The sequence below is a fragment of the Hyphomonas sp. L-53-1-40 genome, assembly GCF_000682775.1.
Classification (GTDB): Bacteria; Pseudomonadota; Alphaproteobacteria; order Caulobacterales; family Hyphomonadaceae; genus Hyphomonas.
This window is the reverse complement of the sequence record NZ_AWFI01000001.1, coordinates 1-22,361: the sequence shown is the minus strand read 5'-3', so window position 1 is coordinate 22,361 and position 22,361 is coordinate 1. Positions and strand designations below refer to the sequence as shown.

The window sequence follows — 22,361 nt, the reverse complement described above, 5'->3', positions numbered from 1 at the left end:
TACAGGCCTATTCCGCAGGCTGGGTGGGGGGACGCACGCGGAGGGCCTGATCTCACTAAATTTGCAAGCGGTGTGCCGAATACAAGTCTTCGTCAGCAGCGCCTGATGTTACCAATAATTGAGTATGGGGTCTGAACCGGATTCGCAATTATTAACTTGCCCAACACTTCGCATAATTTATCGATTTTCACCATAGGTCTGAGCAGCGCTGACTGCATCCGGCAGCTCCGTATTGGTACCCTTGCCTTGTGGATTACCATCTGCAGAAAGCAGGATTGCAATCCATCTGGTGCTGGAAGATTGCGCAAAGAATATCATCATCAAAACCGTCAAAGGTGCCGACAGGAACATGCCGGGAATGCCCCAGATGGCACCCCAGATGGCCAAGGAAAGCAGGACGACCAACGCTGACAAATTCAGCGACTCCCCCATCATGCGCGGCTGGATGAAATTGCCGATCGAAAACTGCCAGAAACTGACGGCAGCAAACACGATCGCCGCATAGATGTAGTTGTCTTGCGGTGGTGTGCCCGGCACCCAGGCCGGAAGTTCCGGCTGCACGATGGCAAACAGCGGGGGCACCAGTGCCGCAACAATTGACCCCACAGTCGGGATATAATTGAGCACAAATATCAAAGCCGACAGGAAGAGCGCATTTTGCACCCCCAAGGCCAGCAATGAGAAATAGGTCAATGCGGTGATCAGGGCGGAGATCACGGTCTGGGTCCACAGATAGGTTTCAATGCTGCGCCGCGCCTCATCGCCCACCTGACGCACCTGCGCGCGTCGCTCGAAACCGGGGAAGATATTATCCAGTTTCCGCGTCCAACTGGACTGCGCCAGGAACAGGAAGGCGACATAGATCAGGATCAGGACCAGATCGCCGGACAGGTCACCGGTTTCGTTGGCGATGGTCGCAAAGAAACGTTGTCCGGTTTCGTTGAACAGCAGTTCCTGCAGCGTCGGCGCACCCGACATGTGCACAACCTCATACATGTCCGCGATCATGGCGTTGATCCGGTTTTCATACTCTCCGGCATCGCGACCAAATTCGGCGATACCATTTGCGAGCAGTGCCATGAATCCGAAAAATCCACCCAAAACAATCAGGATCGCGAAAACCCGGGCGTGCCCGATCTTGAGCGCGCGAGACCAATTATCGATCATCGTGGCAAAGCCCTCGATGACGAGGAACAGGAACACAGCCAGCGCAAAGGGCGCGAGGATGCTGCGGCCAAAATGAAGGAAGGTCAGGATGACGCCGGTCGCGATGATCCAGATGCCGGTCTTCGTCGCGCGATCCATAATATCCCCCGGAGCTGTGGTTACCACAGGGTGAGGAGAGCCTCGCACGCCGTCAAGAGCCTGCGCCTCCACCCTTGCCGAATCCGGCGAATTCTCTAGCGTCGCAGCCTGTAAGGAATGAAGGGGACAGGATGATGGATTCCATCTTTATCGGGGGCGCAGATGCCGAGGGCACCGGCACACCAAATGTGGCGCAGAACCTGTTGCTGAAAATCGCAAACCGGCATGGCCTGATCGCGGGCGCAACCGGCACCGGCAAAACAGTCACCCTGCAAAACCTGGCTCAGGGCTTTTCCGATGCGGGCGTTCCTGTCTTCTGCGCTGACGTGAAAGGTGACCTTTCGGGCATCTGCATACCCGGCAGCACGGACCACAAGCTGCACGACAAATTCGTTGCACGCGCCAACAAGATCGGGCTTGGCGAGTATGAGTATACGTCTGCGCCAACTGTGTTCTGGGACGTGTTCGGCGAGAAGGGTCACCCGATCCGCACCACGATTTCCGAAATGGGGCCCCTGCTCCTCTCCCGGCTGATGGACCTCACCGACGCGCAGGAAGGCGTGCTGAACATCGCGTTCGAATATGCCGACGATAATGGCCTGCTGCTGCTTGATCTGAAGGATCTGCGCAAGCTGCTCGTTCATATGAGCGACAAGGAGGTCCGCGACGAACTCAGCAAGGAATACGGCAACATTGCCTCCGCTTCGCTTGGCGCGGTACAGCGCAACTTGCTCGTCATGGAGCGCGAAGGTGCCGATTTCTTCTTCGGCGAGCCCGCACTGGAACTGTCGGACATGATGCGCACCAATACCGATGGGCGCGGCATCGTGAACGTTCTGGATGCCACCCGCCTGATCAACAGTCCAAAACTCTACTCCACATTCCTGCTCTGGCTGTTGTCGGAACTGTTCGAGCAGCTTCCCGAGATTGGCGATCCGGACAAGCCGCGCCTCGTCTTCTTCTTTGATGAAGCCCACCTGTTGTTCGACGACGCTCCTGCGGCGCTGATGCAGAAGATCGAGCAGGTCGTGCGGCTGATCCGCTCCAAGGGTGTGGGCGTCTATTTCGTCACCCAAAACCCGCGCGACCTGCCGGAAAGCGTGCTCGCACAACTGGGCAACCGGCTGCAGCATGCCCTGCGCGCCTATACGCCCGCCGAACGCAAAGGCGTACGCGCCGCGGCGCAGTCCTTCCGCGAGAATGAGACTTTTGACACAGAGGAAGTCATCACCCAGCTTGGCGTTGGCGAGGCACTGGTCTCAACGCTGGACGCCAAGGGCGCGCCAAGCGTGGTACAATGGACTGTAATCCGCCCACCAGCCTCACGACTTGGCCCGGCAACGGATGCCGAGCGCAAATCGGTCCAGAATGCCAGCCCCATCGCCGGAAAGTACGAAAAGTCGATTGACCGTGAGTCGGCCTATGAAGTGCTCGAAGCACGCGAAGTGAAAGCCGCCAAGGAAGCTGAGGAACTTGCCAAGAAAGAGGCCAAGGCTCAGGCCGAGCTGGACAAGAAGAAAAAGAAAACGACCACGCGCCGTAGCTCCCGCAGGATGAGTTCGCTCGAGAAAGCGGGAAATCAGGCCGCCCGAACGGCCAGCCGGGAGATCGTCCGTTACATCCTGCGCGGCATCATGGGCACGTTCAAACGCTAGCGGGGATCAGTTGGGCAAGCGGCCGGCTTCGTCGGAGTCTTCCTCGGCATAGGCCTCATCATCTTCCGGCAGGTCGTCGTCCATCGCTTCAATCTCGGCCAGGGCGGCATCGACGTTTTCCGACGGCGTGATATCGGCTTCGCCCTCATGGGTGTCCTCGAAGTCCTCATCGATATATTCAGCTGCTTCGTCGGCTGCCGCGACGGCCATGACTTCTTCGGTCTTCGGCTTGCGCTTCCAGAATGGCGCATGCGGATCGGCTTTCCGGTCATACTGCATGCTGTAATATTCATGGGCGGTATGGGTCAGCGGGCGCGGTGTCAGGTGCAAACCGTACTGGCGCAGACGTTCAACGACTTCATCGCGCAGATGCATGCCCGGAAAGGAATTTGCCGAGAAGCCATGCGCTTTCATCCAGTCGCGCACGTGCCAGCTGCGCACAGTGCCCGCCTCTGAAGGACGTACACCGGCGTGCTCTTCCCACATATAGAGCGTCGCAATGCCGTTGATCGTCGCATCCATCGCGTCGTCGAGCGTTGCGCTGAGATCGCGCTTCTGGGCCAGCACCGCCCGCAACGCCATCTTGCGCGCCTCAAGTTCCTGATAGGTCGCGCCGATCACGGCGATCGCATTGCGATTGGTCTTGATCAGGGAAGCGTTTACACCGTCGAGCTGCGGATGCTGGACCGGCAGCAGGACATCTGGTCCGGCTTCCTGCGTGTCGACGATCTGGGCGACCTCATTCGCCATGCGCTGGAGATTGATTCGCATCTCATGGCTGATGCCGTCGAGGGCGGAGATCGCGCCATCGCGTTCTTCATCCCTCAGCCGCCAAAGCTGCCAGGCGATCATCAATGCCGCTGCGATAAGCAGGCCGAGCCCGCCGGTGAAGAATGTGTAGAATTGCGCTTCACTCATTCTGAGATCCCCTCAACGCGTCCACCGTAAACCATGCTTCCCCCGCATGGCGACCGGTTAAGTGTTGGTAAACCTTAGCCCTTGAGCGCACGTCCTGCAATCACTTGAAGACGGTCGAGCAAATCCGGGTCGCGCGCCTGTGGCGCAGTAATCAACGCATAATCCAGACACGTATCCGTGCCATTCGGATCCGGCGTACGCTCCATTCCGGACATGGCTTCAGCAAGTCGGACAACAGCCTTGCGGGCCACCGCGCTGTTCTGGCCCATGATTTCCAGCACATTCGTCACCGATACCGCCTCGGTTTCTGCCCGCCAGCAATCATAATCGGTGACCATGCACAGGATGGCATAGGGCAACTCGGCCTCGCGGGCGAGCTTGGCTTCCGGCATCGCGGTCATGCCAATCACGTCGCAACCCCATTGCCGATAGAGCTTCGATTCTGCGAGCGAAGAGAATTGCGGGCCTTCCATGGCCAGATATGTGCCGCCGCGATGCATCTTTGAGCCGACAGCCTCCGCAGCATCTGCTGCAAGCCCCGACAGGCGCGGGCAGACTGGGTAGGCCATGGAGACATGCGCCACCATGCCGGTTCCGAAGAAGGTTTTGTCGCGCGCAAAGGTGCGGTCGATGAACTGGTCTGCGGCGAGAAAGTCGCCGGGGGCGTATTCCTCTTTCAGGCTGCCACAAGCCGAAATTGACAGGATGTCCGTCACACCCGCCGCCTTCAGTGCAGCAATGTTGGCGCGGTAAGGCACCTCGGTCGGCGTGATGCGGTGACCTCTTCCGTGGCGCGGCAGGAAGACCAGCTCCACCTCCCCTATCCGGCCGCGCACCAGCACGTCAGATGGCTTGCCCCAGGCCGTTTCGGCCTGTTCCTCGCGGCGGTCTTCTAGGCCGTCAATTTCGTAAAGGCCCGAGCCTCCGATAATGCCGAGGGTCCATTTGCTCATGATCTGCTCCGGAAAAAGAAAACCCCGCCCTTGGATCAGCCAGGGGCGGGGTCGTCAATTCAAGGTTCTGTCAGAACTGCCTAGTGCTCTACGTTGCGCCAGATGCGTTTGTAGGAGAACCAGAGCAGGATCGCGAGGATGCCAAAATACACCATCACGGCAAGGCCAAGCGATTTGCGGTTGGTCTGTTTCGGCTCACCTGCCCAAGCGAGGAATTGCGCAACATCATAGGCCATCTGATCGATGGTCGCTTCGGTGCCGTCGCTATACTCGACGCGGCCCGGAACGAGCTGCGGCGGCATGGCAAGGAAGCCACCCGGAGGCGCATGGCGGGGATCGCCTTCGAATTGTGGAACCGTGTCGCCCGGCATGTACGGATTGTAGTACTGGCCGGCATTCTGGATCAGGTAGCCTTCGTAATGGTCGTCACCATGACCAATATGCAGCTTGGACGCGTCGATAACGGTCTGAACTTCGGCAGGCGTATCGTCGCTCGGATCATCCGGCGTGCCCCCGTCAGATGCTTCAGCTACAACGCGCTCCGAGAATACGTCCTCGTCCGGATAGCCTGCCAGCAGGCTGTACACATAAGACGCGCCATCATGGCGGGCCTTGTAGATCACTGACAGGTCTGGTGGCACAGCGCCGCCATTGGCCGCACGGGCCGCACTGTCATTCGCATATGGGCTGCGGAATGTGTCGGCGGGCGTCGCCGGACGGAAATCATAGTCACCGACTTCATTTGGCGTCGGGCTGAGGATTTCGTTCTGCGCGGCCAGAGCCTTCACATACGGGTTGTCGTTCGGGTTCGGATAGGCCTCGTCATAGAACGGGCCACCCGGATCGCCGAGGTTGCGGTAGCTGAGCAGCTTCATGGAGTGACAGGACGAACAGACTTCCTGGTACACCTGATAGCCACGCTGCAGCGAGGCCTGGTCGAACTGACCCGTCACGCCTTCAAAGGGCCAGCCCTCTTCCGGTTCGTGCGGGTGAGCAGCGCCGCCGGCAGCATGCGCTGACGCGGCGATCATGAGACCGGCAAGACCGGCAGTAAGAATGCGGAACGCTTTCATGATTTTCCCCAAAGCTCCCTATTCAGCCGGCACGGCCGACGCTGACGCCTTGTGGCGCTTCAGCACGGATTTATGGATCGATTCCGGCAATTCCTTCGGCTTCTCGGTCAGACCAAGGAAGAACAGAAGAACGAAGAAGCCGAAGTAACAGAAGGTCAGGATCAGCGAGAAGTGACGGAACATGAAGGTCGGAGCCGGCACAGCCGACAGAGACGGGTTCGCGTCAGCTGGCAGGCTCTCCATGAACCGTTTCGCGTCGATATAGGCTTCGCCACCACCCTTGTATTCGCTGGTCGCTTCCTGACCATCCGCCGTGTAGCTGACCACGAGTTTCGGGTCACCTTGCAGCGCCGGGATGACGGCATCGTCCGGATTGGCCGCGCCGCACCAGCCGAGCAGCAGGCAGACGGCGACAAAGCCGAAGAAGAACTGCTTGGCCACCGGACGGTAGCGCATGGACTTCACTTTCGACGTGTCGAGCCAAGGCAGGATGAACAGGACCGCGATGGCTGCGAACATGAAGATCACGCCGAGCAGCTTGGCCGGGATCGGGCCGAGATCGAACGTGATGGCGCGCAGGATGGCGTAGAATGGCAGCAGGTACCATTCCGGCACGATGTGCGCAGGCGTCACCAGCGGGTTGGCTTCGATATAGTTGTCAGCATGGCCCAGCACGTTCGGTGCGTAGAAGACGAAGACGGCAAACATGATCAGGAAGATCACGATCGCGAAGGCGTCCTTCACCGTGTAATACGGGTGGAATGGTACGGTGTCTTTTGCAACGTCCTGAACCTCAACACCGGTCGGGTTGTTGTTGCCCGGCACATGAAGCGCCCAGACGTGCAGGATGACAGCGCCGGCGATCATGAAGGGCAGCAGATAGTGCAGCGAGAAGAAGCGCTGCAGCGTCTGGTTACCAATCGATGGTCCGCCGAGGATCCAGGTCTGGAGGCTCTCGCCGATCAGCGGGATGGCGCCGAACAGCGACGTAATGACGTTGGCGCCGTGATAGGACATCTGGCCCCAAGGCAACATGTAGCCGAGGAAGGCGGTGGCCATCATCAGAAGGTAGATGACACAGCCAAGGATCCACAGCACTTCGCGCGGCGCCTTGTAGGAGCCGTAATAGAGCCCGCGGAACATGTGAATATAGACGGCAAGGAAGAACATCGACGCGCCATTGGCGTGAATGTAGCGGAGCAGCCAGCCATACGGCACATCGCGCATGATACGCTCAACAGACGCAAACGCGCCGTCGACACTGGCCTCATAGTGCATGGCCAGGATGATACCGGTCAGAATCTGAATCACGAGACAGACGGCAAGGATGCCGCCGAACGTGTACCAGTAGTTCAAATTCTTCGGGGTCGGGAAATTGATCGCCGTGTCCTGGGCAAACCGGACCAGCGGCAAACGCGTATCAAGCCATTTCGTAAAGGCATTGGTCGGCGTGTAGGAGGATTCGTGTCCACTCATCTGCGGTATCCTTCCCTTAAAGCGAAATGTTGATCACGGAGTCGGACACGTAATTGTAGTCCGGAACCGGGAGGTTTGTGGGGGCCGGGCCTTTGCGGATGCGGCCAGACGTATCGTAGTGCGAGCCGTGGCATGGGCAGTACCAGCCACCGAAATCGCCTGTATTGCCTTGCGCCGGACCAACCGGAACACAGCCAAGGTGGGTACAAGAGCCCGAGGTGACCAGAATGGCCGGGTTCAACGACCCGTCAGCCTTGGGACGCAAACGCGCATCATCGGTCTCAGGATCACGCAATGTCGCGACATTCACCGAATCGGCCGCAGCAATCTCAGCCGCTGTGCGGTGGCGCACGAAGAACGGCTTGCCGCCGATCAGGACGCGGATCTCGCCGCCCAGAGGGATTTTGGACACATCGACATCCAGCGCCGAAGCGGCCTTTGTGTCAGCGGCCGGGTTCCACTGGTCAACAGCGGCCCAGGCAAACATGGCAGCGCCGCCAAAGGCGACCGCTCCAGTGGCGATGTGAATGAAATTGCGGCGATCGTCGTCGATCATCTCGCCGTGTTCGTGTGCAGGTGTGTCAGTCACGCTTATCCCGTCCCTTGCGAAGGCAGAAATCTGGGCCCGTCATACAGGAGCCCGCCCCCTTGCACATTGCGGCAAGTGGGCGCGGGTGCCTCCCCAATAACTACTATTGGCAGCGCGTTATCCTGACTTGGCGCCTGTGACAACAGGGCGCTTGCAAGTGTCGCAGTCCTCGCCCCATGTGTCGCGCCATGACAGATGGTGATCTCGAAACGAAGAAGACTCGCGCACGCGACTGGTTCAGGGTGTTGCAGGAAGACATCTGCGCGCGGTTCGAAGCGCTGGAAAATGCGGCGGAACGCCCCCTTTATTCAGGCGAACCGGGCCGGTTCGAACTGACCGAGTGGAAACGCGGCGATGGCAGCGAAGACTTGGGCGGCGGCCGTATGGGCCTGATGCGCGGCAAGGTGTTCGAAAAAGTCGGGGTCCACTTCTCCGAAGTCCACGGCACATTCTCTGAAGCCTTCGCTGCCCAAATCCCCGGCGCGGACAAGTCAGATGGCCGATTCTGGGCATCCGGCATTTCGCTGATCGCGCATCCGCGCAATCCGAAAGTGCCTGCCGCACACATGAATACCCGCATGCTGGTGACCAGCCAGTCCTGGTTCGGTGGCGGCGGAGACCTTAATCCCCTGCTCGACTATCAGCGCGATCAAGAATTTGAAGACACGGTCGATTTCCACGCCGCCATGAAATCCGCCTGCGACACGCATCCGGGCGCCGACTACGCGCAGATGAAAGAGACCTGTGACACATATTTTCACCTCGCCCATCGGGATGAGCCACGCGGCACTGGCGGCATTTTCTATGACCGGTTCAATACCGGTGACTGGAATGCCGATTTCGCCTTCACACAGGAAGTCGGCAAGCAATTCGCGACGGTCTATCCTGCCCTCGTCGCGCGCCGCATGAACGAAACCTGGAGCGAAGCCCAACGCGAGGAACAGCTGATCCAGCGCGGACGCTATGTCGAGTTCAACCTGCTCTACGACCGCGGCACCACCTTCGGCCTCAAGACCGGCGGCAATGTCACGAGCATCCTCTCCTCAATGCCGCCCGTGGTGAAATGGCCGTGAGGCTCTAATCCGCCGCGCAATAACGCGCGTCGCCATCCGGCATTTCAATCGAGACTTTCCGCTCCTTCACAAGGGTGAAATAATCCTCATCCTGTGCCGGGCGCAGATAGATGGCGATGCGGGGGTCCTTGAAGGGATTGGCACCATGCTTCAGGCAAGGCCGCGTGGTGACGCTGACGGACAGGCTTTTCTGGCCCGGTGCCTCCTTGAGGCTCAGCATATGCGCGCGGAAATCGTCCATGCGCGGCGCGTCCTTTGGGTGGATATGCAGCCGATGGATCATGAACCCTGCCTTTGCGCGCTTGTTCAGGAAACGGGCTGGTGCGTCCGGCACGGGGACAAGGTGGAACAGCTCTTCCCGGGTCTTGTCCCCCTCTTCCTGCCAGACTGACAAAACGAGCGTTGCTGCGTCCTCAGGCAAGTCGTAGTCATCCGGCGCGCGCACAGCGACCTCGACCTGGCTGGCATCCATGGTCGTCGGATCCAGCGCAGCGAGTTTCGGCAGGCTGGTCACCGGCACGCTTGCGCAGGCAATGGGCAGAAAAACACCTGCGCCGATGACGAAAATCCTTGCGATAATGGCGAACATGCAGATACCCTTCTTTCAATAACTAATTCACGTAAAACATGAATTTTTAATTGGCAAGGACGAATAATGAACACTCCCACACTCCTGCCTGACCGGACACGCCTCGTCTGCCGCGTCTTGAAATGGCTCGCACTCCTCATCCTCGTCCTGATAGTGGCAGCCTATTTCCTGATGGATGTTTCAACCTCCATCCTGGATTCGGCCTGGGAGGGCCTTCAGCCGCATGTCCGGGAGGACGTCTCTTATTCCGGGGGAAAGAAACTGCTCCTGCATGTCCTGGCAGCGGTCGGCTATTTCAGCCTCACCCTGATCGTCATCGGCGCTGCGCGTGTCTTCAGCGTGTTCCAGAAAGGCGTGGTATTTGCGCCCGCCGCTGTCCGGGCAGTGCGCTTCCTGGGCCTGACCATTTTCCTGTTTGCTGCCGTGCAACTGATCCTGCCTACGCTGATGGTGCTCGGCCTGACCTATGACAATGGACCGGGCAACCGGGCACTCACACTTGGAATCAATTCCAATACCGTCATCTTGTTGATGATTGGCGCGGTGGTCCTGGTAATCGGTCAGATCCTGACTCAGGCGACCGACATCGCCCATGAAAACGAGCAGTTCATCTGATGGCCATCATTGTCCGCCTCGATGTGATGCTTGCCTTGCGCAAGATGAAGTCCAAAGAACTGGCCGCGGCAATCGGTATTTCGGAGCAGAACCTGTCGCAGCTAAGACAGGGACACGTCAAAGGCGTGCGGTTCGAGACGCTGGACAAGATCTGCGCCGCGCTGGACTGCAAGCCGGGCGATATACTGGACCGGGACGAGGACCAGTCGCGAAATCCCGTCCGGATTTTGGGCACCGACGGAAAAAAGCGATGACGATCAGAGCATTGTGGCTCGAATTAACGTTTCGGAAATGACGAAAACTTCATTCGGAGGTATAAGCGTGGTCGATGGTCACCAGCGCGAAAGCCTTTCCCTGGGGGGCAGGGATACTGCTCCTGCTAGCGACGGTGACAGCCGCCGCAGCAGGAGCAGTGATTTCGGGCGGCAGCTCCGACCCTTGGTACGCTGCGCTCAGCAAACCTTCCCTAACCCCACCCGACATTCTGTTTGCCCTTGTCTGGCCAATTCTGTTCGTACTGATGGCGGCAGGCGCCCTGCTGGTACTGGACCGGGCCGGTTCATTTGAACGTGCCGTCAGCCCGCTCGGGCTGTACTATTCGATGCTGGTGTTCAATGCGGGCTGGAGCCTTGCATTCTTTGGCATGAACGAGGTCGCGCTGGCGCTCGGCATTCTGGTGGCGCTTTGGCTGTTGATCGTGGCCATGATGCAGGACTTCTGGCGCTATTCGCACCTCTCCGCCTTGCTGCAAATCCCTTATCTGGTCTGGATCAGTTTCGCCGGATACCTCAACGCCTATATCCTTTTCACGAATTGAGGCGCGCGACCAATTCGTCTCGAGTCAGACTGAAATCCGACGCCACCCAGCTCTGCTCCAATGTGCGCAGGACTGCGCCGACATCCGGACCGCTAAGCCCTGCTGCAAGGGCATCTGCGCCGCCCAGCGGAAAGTCCGGCTTCTGCCAGTCGACTGCCGCTGCCTTGATCGTCGTCAGGGCATCCGCTCCAGAAACCTGCGCGGCCTCAATCAATGCGCGGTCCAGCACAGCACGTGGGCCAAAGTGGTAAAACAGACGGCGCAGTGCGTCTGCCTGGACGCCAAGAACATGAGTTAGCGCAGGGTCGGCCCACTCGGCCAGTCGGCTGGCCTCGGCATTGGATAGCCGCAGATGCGCCGTGACACTGGTCACATCGCGGGCGCGACGGGGAAGCATGGCCATCAAGCGCTGCAACGGATCTGGCCCAAGGCCGGCCCCCTGCTCCACCGAAACAAGAGATGGTAATTCCGATGCGTTCGCGCCCGGCAACACAGCTCCCAGCACGCCCGTCTCTTCCATGGCCAGCATGGCTTCGGACGGATCGGGCGCTTCCATCAGGCGTTTCAATTCCTTCCATATCCGCTCGGAAGCAATCTTTGCGAGTCCATCCTTTTGCCGCTCACACGCAGCAAGCCCCTCCGCATCCATGCCCGCGCCATACCAGGCATTGAAGCGGAAGAAGCGCAGGATGCGCAGATAGTCCTCGCGCAGGCGCTGGTCTGCGTCGCCAATGAAGATCACCCGCCCATCAATGGCATCCTGCACCGAGTTCGGCACGATCTCATGCAGGCGGCCATCGGCGGCGGCGTAGATGGCATTGAGACGAAAGTCGCGGCGCTCAGCGTCCTCGGCCCAATCCTCGGTGAAGGCGACCACGGCGCGACGGCCATCGGTCTCGACATCGCGGCGCAGGCTGGTGATCTCGAAGGGGCGACCCTCGCAAATTGCGGTGATGGTGCCATGTTCCAGCCCAGTCGGGATGGCACGAATGCCAGCGGCTTGCAGCGCGGCGATGGTTTCATCCGGTTTCAGTTGGGTCGCAATATCGATGTCATCGACCGGCACGCCGCGCAGTTCGTTGCGCACACAGCCGCCGACGAAGCGCGCGCCACCAGGACGCGCCACTTCCAGCGCAGCCATCACGGCGCGTGTGCCCGGCCAGTCCAGCCAGCGCGCGGTCGTCAGGTCAGTCCGTGTCATCGTCCGGCCGCACGATCTCCGGTGTGTCGGCATCGGGGTCCGGGGCCAGGATCACCGGCTCTTCCTCCCGGCGCGCGGCATCTTCGGTATCCGGCGCCGTGGCGCGGATCTCGCCGGCATCATGGATATCCGTGCCGGGCCCGGTCGCGCCCGTGGCGGAACGGATACTGTCTCGCTCGCGCGGCACGCCGACATTGGTGACATCATGAACGCATGGATAATCGCGGGCCGGGATCAGCTTGCCATTCTCCATACGGGCCGGCTCGTGGCAGATGTCGCGTTCTTTCGGCTCCATCAGGATCAGAACGAACCAGGCCACGGTCGCAAGGCCAATGCCGCACAGGAACAGGATATTGATGGGCCATTTGCGTTTGCCCTCCTGCTCTGCATTCGATGTTGCCAGCAGGTAGAGCCCGAACACGATGAACGGGATCGAGAAGATGAATAGCTCAAAGACGATGCGTCCGGCCAAGGTAGGGTTCCCTCCAGTTGTTACACCTTAGATAAGGCGCGGATGGATTGAACAAACCCCTAAAACCGGGCTGGATCAATCGTCGTACAGTGTATAATACAGTTTCCGGATAATCCCGGCGGTCACGCCCCAGATACGAAACCCGCCATGCGGCATCTCGTAGAACTGGCGTTCCTTGCCCCGATAAACCGCTCTGCCGACCTGATGATTGGCAATGTTCATCAGGAAATCGAGCGGTGTTTCGAACACGTCCGCGACTTCGGTCGGGTCGGGTTTGGGCTCGAAATCGGCGGGCAGAATTCCCACGACCGGCGTGATCCGAAACATGGTGCCCGTGACATAGGGTGCGCCGCGACCCAGCACCTCCACCTCTGCCGGGTTCACGCCGACTTCTTCCTCGGCCTCGCGCAGGGCAGCGGCGACTTCGTCCACGTCAATCGGATCGATCTTGCCACCCGGAAAGGCGACCTGTCCGGCATGATTGGCCATCGTGTCCGGGCGCAGGGTGAGCAGCGCGGTCGGACCGGATTTGCGCGGGATGACGCCAAACAGCACCGCCGCCGGGCGGATTACCGCCAGTTCTTCCGGCGTCAGGAAATCGAGGTCGCCATATTCGGTCAGCCGCCCTTCGCCATGGGGCGGATCAAGCCGGTCTGAGACCCGCGTCAGGAAATCGTCCAGCCCGTTCCAGCTCATGCCGGATCAGGCCGCCGGACCGAGAGGAAAGAAGACACCCTGGCTCCACACGCCCAGAGTATCTGATCCGTCGGGTGCAGGTTCTGCCATATTGGCCAATTCGTAGAAGACCGGCCGGGCAAGTTTGGCTTCGAGCTGTCCGCGCACCAATACATAGGGGGAAGGCTCTCCGGTCTCGGGATCGGTCTCGACGCGCAGCGGCGCATCCGGCCCTGCCAGGGTCACATCGCCCAGATTGGTCACGAAGGCCAGCGTCTGTTGTGGTCCGGCTTCGCCAGCCCGCTCGACGCGCACAGCAAGGAACGGCGCATCGACCACGTGGACGATCACTTTTTCGTAGGGCGTGACCAGCCAGATCTTGCCGTCGGGATCCTGTCTTAGAATGCGGGAAAACAGCTTCACCAGCTTTTCGCGATTGATACGGCCGCCCTCATGCCACCAGCTGCCATCGGCGCGGATTTCCATGTCGATGTCTGCCGTGCGGTCCGGATTCCACAAATGGACGGGGGGCAGCTTGCCCTCTACCTTGCCATCGGGAAGGATCGCTTTAAGCGTCTCTTCGAGACTGATTGTGGTTGTGGCACTGGAATTCACGTTTTGCTCCGCCATGATCCGGCCTTAGACATAGGTTTGTTTATTCAGATCGAAAACCCGGAGGCGCCCTTTTGATGGCCGATACTGACCAGGTAAGTGATGCAATCATCGCAGAAGCCGAATCCGCCGCCGAGACGCTGGCGCAGGTGAAAGCTGAAATTGCGAAGGCGGTATTCGGACAGGACCGCGTGGTTGAGCTGGCGCTCGCGGCCGTACTGGCCGGGGGCCATGCCCTGCTGATCGGCGCGCCGGGCCTGGCCAAGACACGGCTGGTCGAAGCGATGGGCACGGCACTGGGCCTCGCCAACCAGCGCATCCAGTTCACTCCGGATTTGATGCCATCCGACATTATCGGCTCTGAAGTGCTGGACGAAAGCCCGAGCGGGCAGCGCACGTTCCGCTTCCTCAAAGGGCCGATCTTCACCCAGCTACTGATGGCCGACGAGATCAACCGCGCCAGCCCGCGCACGCAGTCCGCCCTGCTTCAGTCGATGCAGGAGCACCATGTCACCGTGGCCGGTGTGCGCCATGACCTGCCCGCGCCTTTCCATGTTTTGGCGACGCAGAACCCGATCGAGCAGGAAGGCACCTACCCCCTGCCCGAAGCCCAGCTGGATCGCTTCCTGCTGAAGGTCGATGTGAACTATCCCGACCTCGACACCGAGCGCCGCATCCTGATCGAGACGACGACCGGCGACGATGACGTGGTGCGCCCGGCGCTGGACGCCGACCGGCTAATCGCGCTGCAAGGCCTCGTGCGTCGGATGCCGGTGGGCGAGAAGATCGTCTCGGCGATCCTCGGCCTGGTGCGAGATGCCCGGCCGGAACAGACAAGCGACGAGCGCGTCAAGCGGCTGGTGGATTGGGGGCCTTCGCCCCGTGCCGGTCAGGCGCTGATGCTGGCTGCACGGAGCCGCGCGCTCTTGAGGGGCCGTCTTGCGCCGAGCATCGAGGATGTCGAAGCGCTCGCAGAACCCTGCCTCGGCCACCGGATGGCGATGCGCTACGACCCGACCGGCGAGGCACCGAGCCTGACAGATCTGATCAATGACCTTGCGCGGAAGGTTTCGTGATCAGTGCGTAGGCTATTGGGCTTTGGTTCAATTCTCGTTTCCGCGGTCGCGTGCTCAGGCGCGGTACCCCCCCTGACAACGCAGGGGGCTCAAGACTGTGCCGTCGCCAAGTTGAACACCATTGTGACCTACCGATTGATCGTTCAGGAGGGATTGGATGAGGATGGTGAACTCAGAAATCGAAGTCTTCCTGGGCTCGAAGCCGAGATTGAGAGCTACATCGATGCACTGAAAGAGATGGAAGCCCAATCAAATGGATCCTTCTCAACAAAGGATTTTGTGCAGACCCTGTTCGATAAAATGGATCAAATTGGAAGCGATTCAGTAGCTAACGCATTCTATGCTGCAACCTGCGAGTTGCCGCTGTGACTCCCGCCGCCGATCTACGTTCTGAGGCTGAAAGCCTTGCCCGCCAATTGCCCGGTCTGAACTTCAAGGCCGAAGCGAGCGAAGCCGCGCATATCGGGTCGGCTGGCCGACGCCGCGCGGGCACGGGCGAGCATTTCTGGCAGTATCGGCGCTATGCGCAAGAAGACGCGGCCGACCGGGTCGACTGGCGCCGCTCCGCCAAGGGCACGGAATTGTTCGTACGCGAAACAGAACTGGAAACCGCGCGCACGGTGCTGTTCTGGAGCGATGATGCACCGGGTTTCCGCTGGAAGGGCAAGGGCGACTTGCGTACCAAGGCCGAAGAAGCCCAGCTCCTGATGCTGGCCATCGGCATCATGATGTCGAAGGATGGCGAACGGATCGGCATGCTGGGCGCGGGCCGGACGGCCAGCTTTGGCAAGAAGGCCGTGGCGCGGCTCGCCGAAGACCTTGAGCGCGGCACACATGGCCAATTCCCCTCCCCGCCGAAATCAGCGGCAACGATTATTCTGGCATCTGACTTTTACGCGCCGCTCGCCGAGTGGCAGGCCCGCCTTGCGCCGCTTGCCGCGAAATGCCCGGAAGGCGTGCTGCTGGCGATCTCGGCACCCATCGAGGAGCGCTTTCCCTTTGAAGGGCGGACAAAGCTCAGCCGCCCCGGCGGGGAGGGCGACCGCATCCTTGGCCGGGCCGAGACGATGCGCGAGGCCTATCTGCGCCGCTTTGCCGAACAGCGGGACGGATTGCGCAGACTGGCCACGCAAATGGGCTGGCGGCTGGTGACGCATACAGTCGGAACGTCCAGCCTTGAAGGCGCCGCCCGGCTGAAGGCGCAGGTCGAGACGTTCGGGGCCAAGGCATGACCTCGCTCGGCCCATTCCTGCTCGGCGCGCCGTGGGCGCTTGCCGCTTTGGCCGCGCTGCCAATCATCTGGTGGATCCTGCGGGCAACGCCCCCTGCCCCACGTCATGCGGAATTGCCGTCGCTACAATTGCTCGACGGGATCGAGCCGCAGGAAGAGACGCCCGCGCGCACGCCCTGGTGGGTCTGGCTGATCCGTACGCTGGCGATTGCCGCCGCGATCCTCGGCCTGTCCCAACCCGTCTATGCACCGGGCGCGCAGACCGAGACCGTGGAAGGCACCGGCAGCTTGCTGATCGTGGTCGACAATGGCTGGCCGTCCGCCCCGCGCTGGCCGGACCTCGTCAATGCCGCGACCGCAACGCTGGACACGGGCAATCGCGACGCGCCGGTCCATCTGTTGCTGACCGCGCCGCAACAATTCAATCCCGACCCGGCCGAGCGTATTTCCCGCGCCGACATGGGCAAGCGCCTGACCTCGCTGAGGCCGCAGGCCTGGGCCCCTGACCGTTCCGATGCGTTGCGGCGGTTGAATGACTCAGGTTTCAAGCCTGACCGCATCTTCTGGGCAAGCGACGGCTTGCAGGGCAAGGACGGCCAGGCCTTTGCCGCGGAGCTGTCAAGTTTCGCGCCGCTGACCGTCTATGCCGCAGCGCCGACGGGCCCGGTCGTGATTTCCGGCATTCGGTCGCACGCCCGCCGCGCTTCCACGCGCGGCATCGCAACCGGATATGTATCTGCCATGACGATTGATGGTTCAGCCCTCGCGACTGCGCCCCTGGAATTTGCCGATGGGCAGACCGAAGCGGCCGCCGAGTTTACCATCCCTGCCGCAGCACTCGCCCGCGTTGCCCGGTTCAGCGTCACAGGCCAGCAAGGCGCAGGTACGGTCTGGCTATGGGATTCGGCAGATCGGTCGCGCCGGGTCGGCCTCGTCGATGCGGGCAGCACGGCCCAGCCGCTGCTGTCGGACATGCACTATATCCGCAAGGCGCTGGAACCGTTCGCGACGATATCCGAAGGCAGTATCGAGAACCTTGTGGCCGCGTCCCCGGATGCAATCATCCTGAGTGATATCGGGCAGATCCTGCCGCAGGATGCCGAATTGCTGCATGCCTGGGTCGAGGAAGGTGGTGCGCTAATCCGGTTTGCCGGTCCGCGCCTCGCCGCGCAGGGCGATGACCTGCTGCCGGTTGCGCTGCGCCGGTCTTCTCGCGCGCTCGGCGGAGCGCTGGCTTGGGATGAGCCGCAAGCCATGGCAGCGTTCCCGGAGACCTCCCCCTTTGCAGGCCTGCCCATTCCCGGTGACGTGCGCATCAAGCAGCAAGTGCTCGCGCGGCCGGGGCCGGAACTCGCATCGAAGACGTGGGCGCGACTGGCAGATGGCTCTCCGCTGGTGACCGCCGACATGCGCGGCGATGGCACACTGATACTGTTCCACACAACCGCCGGGCCGGACTGGGCAGATCTTGCCTATTCCGGCACGTTCTCGCAGATGCTGCGCCGGTCGATTGCAGCCGGACGTGGCGAATCCGTCGGCGATGCGGAGGGGGCTTACGCCCCTTTCCTGACCCTGGACGGCTATGGGCGCCTGTCGGCCGCGGGGGCCAATGCCGCGCCCTTGAAGGCCACCGATTTTGCAACGACCGAACCGTCTGAAGCTCACCCACCGGGGCTCTATCGTGGGCCAGCCGGATCGCGCGCCCTGAATGCGGGTGCCGGCAAGCGGCCGGAGCTGATCGCGAACTGGCCAATTTCGGCTCGTCTGCTGGGCGATGCCGAGGCCCGGTCGTTGCGCCTTGCAGGGCCGTTGCTGACCCTTGCTGCCGTATTGCTGGCGCTGGACCTTTTCATCGCCCTGTTCGTGGCCGGACGGCTGCGCCGGTTTGGCAAGGGCGCAGCGATGGCATGTGTGGTGGCTGGTGGCGCGCTGGTCTCGGTGCCGACACCAGATGCGGCGGCCCAACCCTTCCAGTATGAATTGTTGCCGGACGGCACCTATCGCCGGGTGGACAATAATCCGCAGACGATCCGACTGCCGTCCAACGGAAACGCGACCCAGAAGGAGATCGACGCGGCGCTGGAGATGCGCCTGGCCTATGTGGAAACACCTGACCGTTCACTCAATGCGCGTACGCGCGCCGGCCTGTTCGGTCTGTCCAATATCCTGCGCCTGCGTACGTCCGTCGAACCGGCTGATCCCCATAGTGTCGATCTGGAGGCCGACGCACTGGAGCTGTACCCGCTGATCTATCTCAACATACCCGACTCCATGCCGCCGCTGTCGGACACTGCGATTGCCCACCTCAATACATACCTGCGCTCTGGTGGGGCGCTGGTGATTGATACGCGCGCAGGCGGAACGATTGGAACGCAGACCGATGTGACTCGCCTGGAGACCTTGCTGGAAGGGCTTGATGCACCGCCCTTGCAGACGGTGGGCGAAAACCATGTTCTGACGCGAACCTTCTATTTGCTGGACGACTTTCCGGGGCGCTATGCGCAGCGCAATCTCTGGATCGAGCAGGCGGGCGATGCCAGTGCACCGCGCGGCGACGGCGTTTCACGCCTCATTATCGGCGATGCCGACTGGGCTTCGGCCTGGGCCGTGGATGAACAGGGCCGCGACCTCTATTCCGTGGACGGCGGAGCGCAACAGCGTGAAATGGCGAGACGCTTCGGCGTGAATCTGGTCATGTATGTGCTGACTGGAAACTACAAGGACGACCAGGTGCACATCCCGGCTCTGCTGGAACGTCTCGGCAATGGCGACGAAGATCAGCTGGATGAAAGTCCGGTCCGCCTGCCGACCCGCATTCCCGATGGAGGGCCGCAATGATTGACGCGACGCGCCTCGGCTTTGAGCCCTTTCTTGGCTGGCCGATCCTGTGGGCAGTCGTGGCGCTTGCTGCGCTGGCATGGCTCGCTTATGCGTTTCTGCGCGGCAAGGCATGGCTGACACGAGGGCTGGCGCTGACTTTGCTGGCTGCGGCATTATCGAACCCCTCACTCGTACAGGAAGAGCGTGAGCCCCTGCCCTCGGTGGCGGCGATCATTCTCGACCGGTCCGAGAGCATGAGCGGCGGCCTCAGCGGCTTTCGCCGCGCTGAATGCTGAACTGGAAGCCGACCCATCCCTGGAAGTGCGCATCCTGGAAAGCGATCCGGGGGCGGATGGCACCAATCTCTATGGCGCGCTGGAAGGCCTGATGGCTGATGTGCCCCGCGACCGGATTGCAGGCGCCATCCTGATCACTGACGGACAAGTACATGACCTGCCGGAACCGGACTCGGACGAACGCCATATCGGCCCGTTGCATGGCCTGATCGTAGGCGATCCGAACCGGGGTGATCGGCGCGTGTCGATTGTCGATGCACCGGACTTTGGCATTGTTGGCGAAATGGCTGAATTGGTCGTGCGAGTGGATGATCCCGGCCTGCCAGAGGGTCGGCAGGTGGAGATTGAGCTGTCGGTCAATGGCGGCACGCCGCGCCGGATGAATGTGACGCCCGGCGAAAATACGAGCGTACCGATCGAGATTGAGCGACGCGGAGAAAATGTCATCGTGGTCGAGACGCCAGAGGGGCGCGAGGAGCTGACACTGGCCAACAATCGCACGGCGGCGACCCTTTCTGGAGTGCGCGACCGGCTGCGCGTGCTGCTCGTCACCGGCAAGCCGAACCAGGCCGGCCGGGTCTGGCGCGACCTTCTGAAATCGGACCCGTCGGTGGACCTTGTTCATTTCACCATCCTGCGCCCACCCTACAAGCTGGACTATACGCCAACCGAAGAGCTCGCCCTGATTGCCTTCCCGACCGAGGAATTGTTCGAGGAGAAGCTGGAAGAATTCGACCTCATCATCTTCGACCAGTATGAGCGCCGGGGCGTGATCACCCAGTCCTACCTCGCCAATATGTCCCGCTATGTGACCGAGCGGGCGAGCCGTTTGCCGGGCCAGGCAGCCTTGCGCGCTCACCGCTGGCCTCAGTGCTGCCCGCCTCCCCTACGGGCGATATCTATACTGGCGAATACACGCCGGAGCTGACCGAGCCGGGCAAGCGCCACGCCGTGCTGGCCAGCCGCGAATGGGGCGGCTGGATGCGCTATGTCGATGCCGAGGCGCAGGCCGGGGATGTGCTGATGAGCGGGCCGCGTGGCAAGCCGCTGCTGATCGTGGACCGGGTGGGCGATGGCCGCGTCGGTATGCTGATGACCGACCAGATCTGGCTGTGGGCGCGCGGGCATGATGGGGGCGGACCGTTTGCAGAACTGATGCGCCGGGTGGTCCACTGGATGATGAAGGAGCCGGAGCTGGAGGAGCGCAAGCTGAACCTTGTGGCCGAAGGCGATACAGCGCGCGTGGAACTGCGTACGCTGCTGGACTCGGCGCCGCCGCTGGTGGTCGAGACGCCGGAAGGCAGCTTCCTAGAGCCGCAATGGCGTCAGGACGGGCCGGGCCGGTTCGTGGCTGAAGCGCCGATTGACCAGCTGGGCCTCTATCGCGCCGAAGCGGGGGGGCTGGAAGCGGTCGCCCTGAATGGGCCGGCCAATCCGAAGGAATATGCAGACCTGCAATCCACAACCGAAGTCCTGCAGCCTTTGGCAGATGCGACCAGTGGCGGTGTCTTCCGCCTCAATGCCAGCGGTACGAATTTGCCGGACATTCGGCGCACCAGCGCGCGGGGAAATTCGGCGGGCGGCAACTGGCTTGGCCTGCGCGAGCGCGGTGCCTATGCGGTGCGGTCTTCGTCCAGCCAGCCCCTGTTGCCGGGGGTGATTGCGGCGGCGCTGCTAATTGGCCTGCTGCTGCTCGCCTGGCGACGTGAAGGGCGGTGATCTAGGGGATCGCCACGCCGATCACGGCACCGACAGCGAGGCCTGAGCGGGCAAACTCTGTGATCACGCCCTGATTTATCTCGCGGGCGAAACTGTCCGCATCGGATATGTCGTAGCGCGCGTAGAGGCCGATTTCGGCCTGCTGGCCAAGTGGCCTTGCCGCGCCCAGTTCGAGGCCCGCATAGGACCGGTCGCCGGACTCGTCACCGGCATCGACAAAGCCCGCGCGGGCAAAGGCGTAGGTATCCCATGCGCCAGATTTCCAGGAGGGGCCGGCGGAGACTTCGGCGCCGAAATCGCCCAGCGTGGCATCGTGAAACACGGCGAGCGCCGGGCTGTAGGGCAAGTCGGACGTGAAGCTTGCGGCAAGCTCCAGGCTTTTTTCATCCTCTGTTCCCGGATAGGTCAGCCAGCTTGCCGTCAGGTCCACGACGCCGCCCTGGGTGTCGAACTGGTAGCCGATGAAATAGTCGGTCTCGTCCGCAAAGGCTGCCTGGTCTGCGCCGATTGGGGTCAAGCGATAGAGGCCGCCATAGAGCGTGCCATGCGCGCCGGTTGTCTCCAGCAGGAGTTCGGATTCCAGTGTCAGCGGGCCGATTTGTTCGCCGCGATCATGGAGCCCGCTGGAAATGGCCGCCTCGCCGATGAGCCGTGTTTCCGCGAGGCTTTCGGTCACGAAGACACAAGCGCTCGCAGCAAGCAGGTTCAGTTTCAGCATGGCAGGCCTCCGTCATTTTCCCCAGTCCTGACGCAAGCAGGCGGGGCGGACAAGGCGGCTGAGGCAAGCCAGCGAAAAATTATTCCTTATGCGAATTATAGTCACTTTCACTTGCAAGATGACTCAGCCCCCTCAGAAGTAAAGCGGGTGAATTTCCGCAATGAAATCCGAGACCTGCACGGCGTGACCCGCCCACGGCGCGGGGGCTCGGGTGACGGCATGGTGATGCCGCCTTGTGGCGGATTACGCATTTGGCACCGCCCCCTTGATCAGGAGATTTCAGAGCTTGCCGCCTGCGCCGGTGACCGGAGACGCGGATCCGCGCCCCGGCAAACGGGTTCAAATTTCACGAGAAGTCAGGACGTGTCGGGCCAGTCCGCGACGGCGCGGCTGACAAGGCCCGGCAGGGCGCTGGCCACGCTGCCCAGCTCTGCGCCGAGGCGGAAATTGCCGGCGCTGGGCGGGCAGACGGGGCGCG

24 protein-coding genes are annotated in these 22,361 nt (G+C 61.5%); 12 read left to right on the top strand and 12 right to left on the bottom strand.

Going from position 1 to position 22,361, the window contains the following annotated elements; all coding sequences use genetic code 11:
• Positions 1–177: 177 nt before the first annotated feature.
• Positions 178–1,305 carry an AI-2E family transporter gene (locus L53_RS00110; RefSeq protein ID WP_051607401.1) on the bottom strand — a complete coding sequence of 376 codons (1,128 nt, stop codon included), beginning with the start codon at positions 1,303–1,305 and terminating at the stop codon, positions 178–180.
• A gap of 131 nt (positions 1,306–1,436) precedes the next feature.
• On the opposite strand from L53_RS00110, the gene L53_RS00105 reads away from it, so the two are divergent.
• On the top strand, positions 1,437–2,960 hold the full coding sequence (locus tag L53_RS00105) for a helicase HerA-like domain-containing protein (RefSeq protein WP_034810475.1): 1,524 nt from the start codon (positions 1,437–1,439) through the stop codon (positions 2,958–2,960).
• A gap of 6 nt (positions 2,961–2,966) precedes the next feature.
• Here L53_RS00105 and L53_RS00100 read toward each other — a convergent pair whose 3' ends face one another.
• From L53_RS00100 to petA, 5 genes are all read right to left on the bottom strand, one after another.
• Positions 2,967–3,878, bottom strand: a complete 912-nt coding sequence (locus L53_RS00100; RefSeq protein WP_034810474.1) for a hypothetical protein — start codon at positions 3,876–3,878, stop codon at positions 2,967–2,969.
• Between the two features lie 74 nt (positions 3,879–3,952).
• Positions 3,953–4,831 (bottom strand): S-methyl-5'-thioadenosine phosphorylase, encoded by an 879-nt coding sequence (locus L53_RS00095; RefSeq protein WP_034810472.1) that lies wholly within the window; start codon positions 4,829–4,831, stop codon positions 3,953–3,955.
• Positions 4,832–4,911: 80 nt separating this feature from the next.
• Positions 4,912–5,904 carry a cytochrome c1 gene (locus L53_RS00090; protein ID WP_034810471.1) on the bottom strand — a complete coding sequence of 331 codons (993 nt, stop codon included), beginning with the start codon at positions 5,902–5,904 and terminating at the stop codon, positions 4,912–4,914.
• Between the two features lie 18 nt (positions 5,905–5,922).
• A complete protein-coding gene (locus tag L53_RS00085; protein ID WP_034810469.1) occupies positions 5,923–7,380 on the bottom strand; it encodes a cytochrome b N-terminal domain-containing protein in 1,458 nt (485 codons plus the stop codon).
• Between the two features lie 16 nt (positions 7,381–7,396).
• Positions 7,397–7,936, bottom strand: coding sequence for a ubiquinol-cytochrome c reductase iron-sulfur subunit (gene petA / locus L53_RS00080; protein ID WP_034810468.1), 540 nt, complete (start codon positions 7,934–7,936; stop codon positions 7,397–7,399).
• A gap of 221 nt (positions 7,937–8,157) precedes the next feature.
• Between petA and hemF the strand changes: the two genes are divergently transcribed.
• A complete protein-coding gene (gene hemF, locus L53_RS00075; RefSeq protein ID WP_034811695.1) occupies positions 8,158–9,042 on the top strand; it encodes an oxygen-dependent coproporphyrinogen oxidase in 885 nt (294 codons plus the stop codon).
• A 4-nt stretch (positions 9,043–9,046) separates the two neighbouring features.
• Here the strand turns inward: hemF and L53_RS16040 are convergent, their stop codons facing one another.
• On the bottom strand, positions 9,047–9,631 hold the full coding sequence (locus L53_RS16040; protein ID WP_051607400.1) for a hypothetical protein: 585 nt from the start codon (positions 9,629–9,631) through the stop codon (positions 9,047–9,049).
• 66 nt (positions 9,632–9,697) lie between these two features.
• On the opposite strand from L53_RS16040, the gene L53_RS00065 reads away from it, so the two are divergent.
• The 3 genes from L53_RS00065 to L53_RS00055 all read left to right on the top strand — a co-directional run bounded on the left by L53_RS00065 (position 9,698) and on the right by L53_RS00055 (position 11,063).
• A complete protein-coding gene (locus L53_RS00065; protein ID WP_034810467.1) occupies positions 9,698–10,246 on the top strand; it encodes a DUF2975 domain-containing protein in 549 nt (182 codons plus the stop codon).
• Positions 10,246–10,500: a helix-turn-helix transcriptional regulator gene (locus L53_RS00060; RefSeq protein ID WP_051607399.1), complete on the top strand. Its 255-nt coding sequence runs from the start codon at positions 10,246–10,248 to the stop codon at positions 10,498–10,500. Before L53_RS00065 ends, L53_RS00060 begins: the two co-directional genes overlap by 1 nt.
• A 74-nt stretch (positions 10,501–10,574) precedes the next feature.
• Positions 10,575–11,063 carry a TspO/MBR family protein gene (locus L53_RS00055; RefSeq protein WP_034810466.1) on the top strand — a complete coding sequence of 163 codons (489 nt, stop codon included), beginning with the start codon at positions 10,575–10,577 and terminating at the stop codon, positions 11,061–11,063.
• Here L53_RS00055 and L53_RS00050 read toward each other — a convergent pair.
• The 4 genes from L53_RS00050 to L53_RS00035 form a co-directional block, all read right to left on the bottom strand.
• Complete coding sequence (locus L53_RS00050; RefSeq protein WP_034810464.1) at positions 11,053–12,264, bottom strand: CCA tRNA nucleotidyltransferase; 1,212 nt, start codon at positions 12,262–12,264, stop codon at positions 11,053–11,055. The genes L53_RS00055 and L53_RS00050 overlap by 11 nt on opposite strands.
• A complete protein-coding gene (locus L53_RS00045) occupies positions 12,251–12,736 on the bottom strand; it encodes a DUF6111 family protein (RefSeq protein ID WP_034810463.1) in 486 nt (161 codons plus the stop codon). The genes L53_RS00050 and L53_RS00045 overlap by 14 nt, the downstream gene beginning before the upstream one ends.
• 75 nt (positions 12,737–12,811) lie before the next feature.
• Positions 12,812–13,432 carry a CoA pyrophosphatase gene (locus L53_RS00040; protein ID WP_034810462.1) on the bottom strand — a complete coding sequence of 207 codons (621 nt, stop codon included), beginning with the start codon at positions 13,430–13,432 and terminating at the stop codon, positions 12,812–12,814.
• Positions 13,433–13,438: 6 nt separating this feature from the next.
• On the bottom strand, positions 13,439–14,041 hold the full coding sequence (locus tag L53_RS00035) for a DUF1285 domain-containing protein (protein WP_034810461.1): 603 nt from the start codon (positions 14,039–14,041) through the stop codon (positions 13,439–13,441).
• Between the two features lie 59 nt (positions 14,042–14,100).
• Between L53_RS00035 and L53_RS00030 the strand changes: the two genes are divergently transcribed.
• From L53_RS00030 to L53_RS17215, 7 genes are all read left to right on the top strand, one after another.
• On the top strand, positions 14,101–15,099 hold the full coding sequence (locus tag L53_RS00030) for a MoxR family ATPase (protein WP_034810460.1): 999 nt from the start codon (positions 14,101–14,103) through the stop codon (positions 15,097–15,099).
• 153 nt (positions 15,100–15,252) lie between these two features.
• The gene (locus tag L53_RS00025; protein ID WP_156947762.1) at positions 15,253–15,468 is read left to right on the top strand and encodes a hypothetical protein; all 216 of its coding nucleotides are present in this window, start codon (positions 15,253–15,255) and stop codon (positions 15,466–15,468) included.
• Positions 15,465–16,331: a DUF58 domain-containing protein gene (locus L53_RS00020; RefSeq protein ID WP_034810457.1), complete on the top strand. Its 867-nt coding sequence runs from the start codon at positions 15,465–15,467 to the stop codon at positions 16,329–16,331. Before L53_RS00025 ends, L53_RS00020 begins: the two co-directional genes overlap by 4 nt.
• The gene (locus L53_RS00015; RefSeq protein WP_034810455.1) at positions 16,328–19,168 is read left to right on the top strand and encodes a DUF4159 domain-containing protein; all 2,841 of its coding nucleotides are present in this window, start codon (positions 16,328–16,330) and stop codon (positions 19,166–19,168) included. The genes L53_RS00020 and L53_RS00015 overlap by 4 nt, the downstream gene beginning before the upstream one ends.
• Positions 19,165–19,446, top strand: coding sequence for a hypothetical protein (locus L53_RS17225; RefSeq protein WP_233347446.1), 282 nt, complete (start codon positions 19,165–19,167; stop codon positions 19,444–19,446). The genes L53_RS00015 and L53_RS17225 overlap by 4 nt, the downstream gene beginning before the upstream one ends.
• A gap of 25 nt (positions 19,447–19,471) precedes the next feature.
• Positions 19,472–20,374, top strand: a complete 903-nt coding sequence (locus tag L53_RS17220) for a hypothetical protein (RefSeq protein WP_233347445.1) — start codon at positions 19,472–19,474, stop codon at positions 20,372–20,374.
• The gene (locus L53_RS17215; protein WP_233347444.1) at positions 20,317–21,165 is read left to right on the top strand and encodes a hypothetical protein; all 849 of its coding nucleotides are present in this window, start codon (positions 20,317–20,319) and stop codon (positions 21,163–21,165) included. The genes L53_RS17220 and L53_RS17215 overlap by 58 nt, the downstream gene beginning before the upstream one ends.
• A gap of 1 nt (position 21,166) precedes the next feature.
• On the opposite strand, the gene L53_RS00005 is transcribed toward L53_RS17215, so the two are convergent.
• Positions 21,167–21,883 (bottom strand): hypothetical protein, encoded by a 717-nt coding sequence (locus L53_RS00005; RefSeq protein ID WP_034810453.1) that lies wholly within the window; start codon positions 21,881–21,883, stop codon positions 21,167–21,169.
• Positions 21,884–22,361 lie beyond the last annotated feature (478 nt).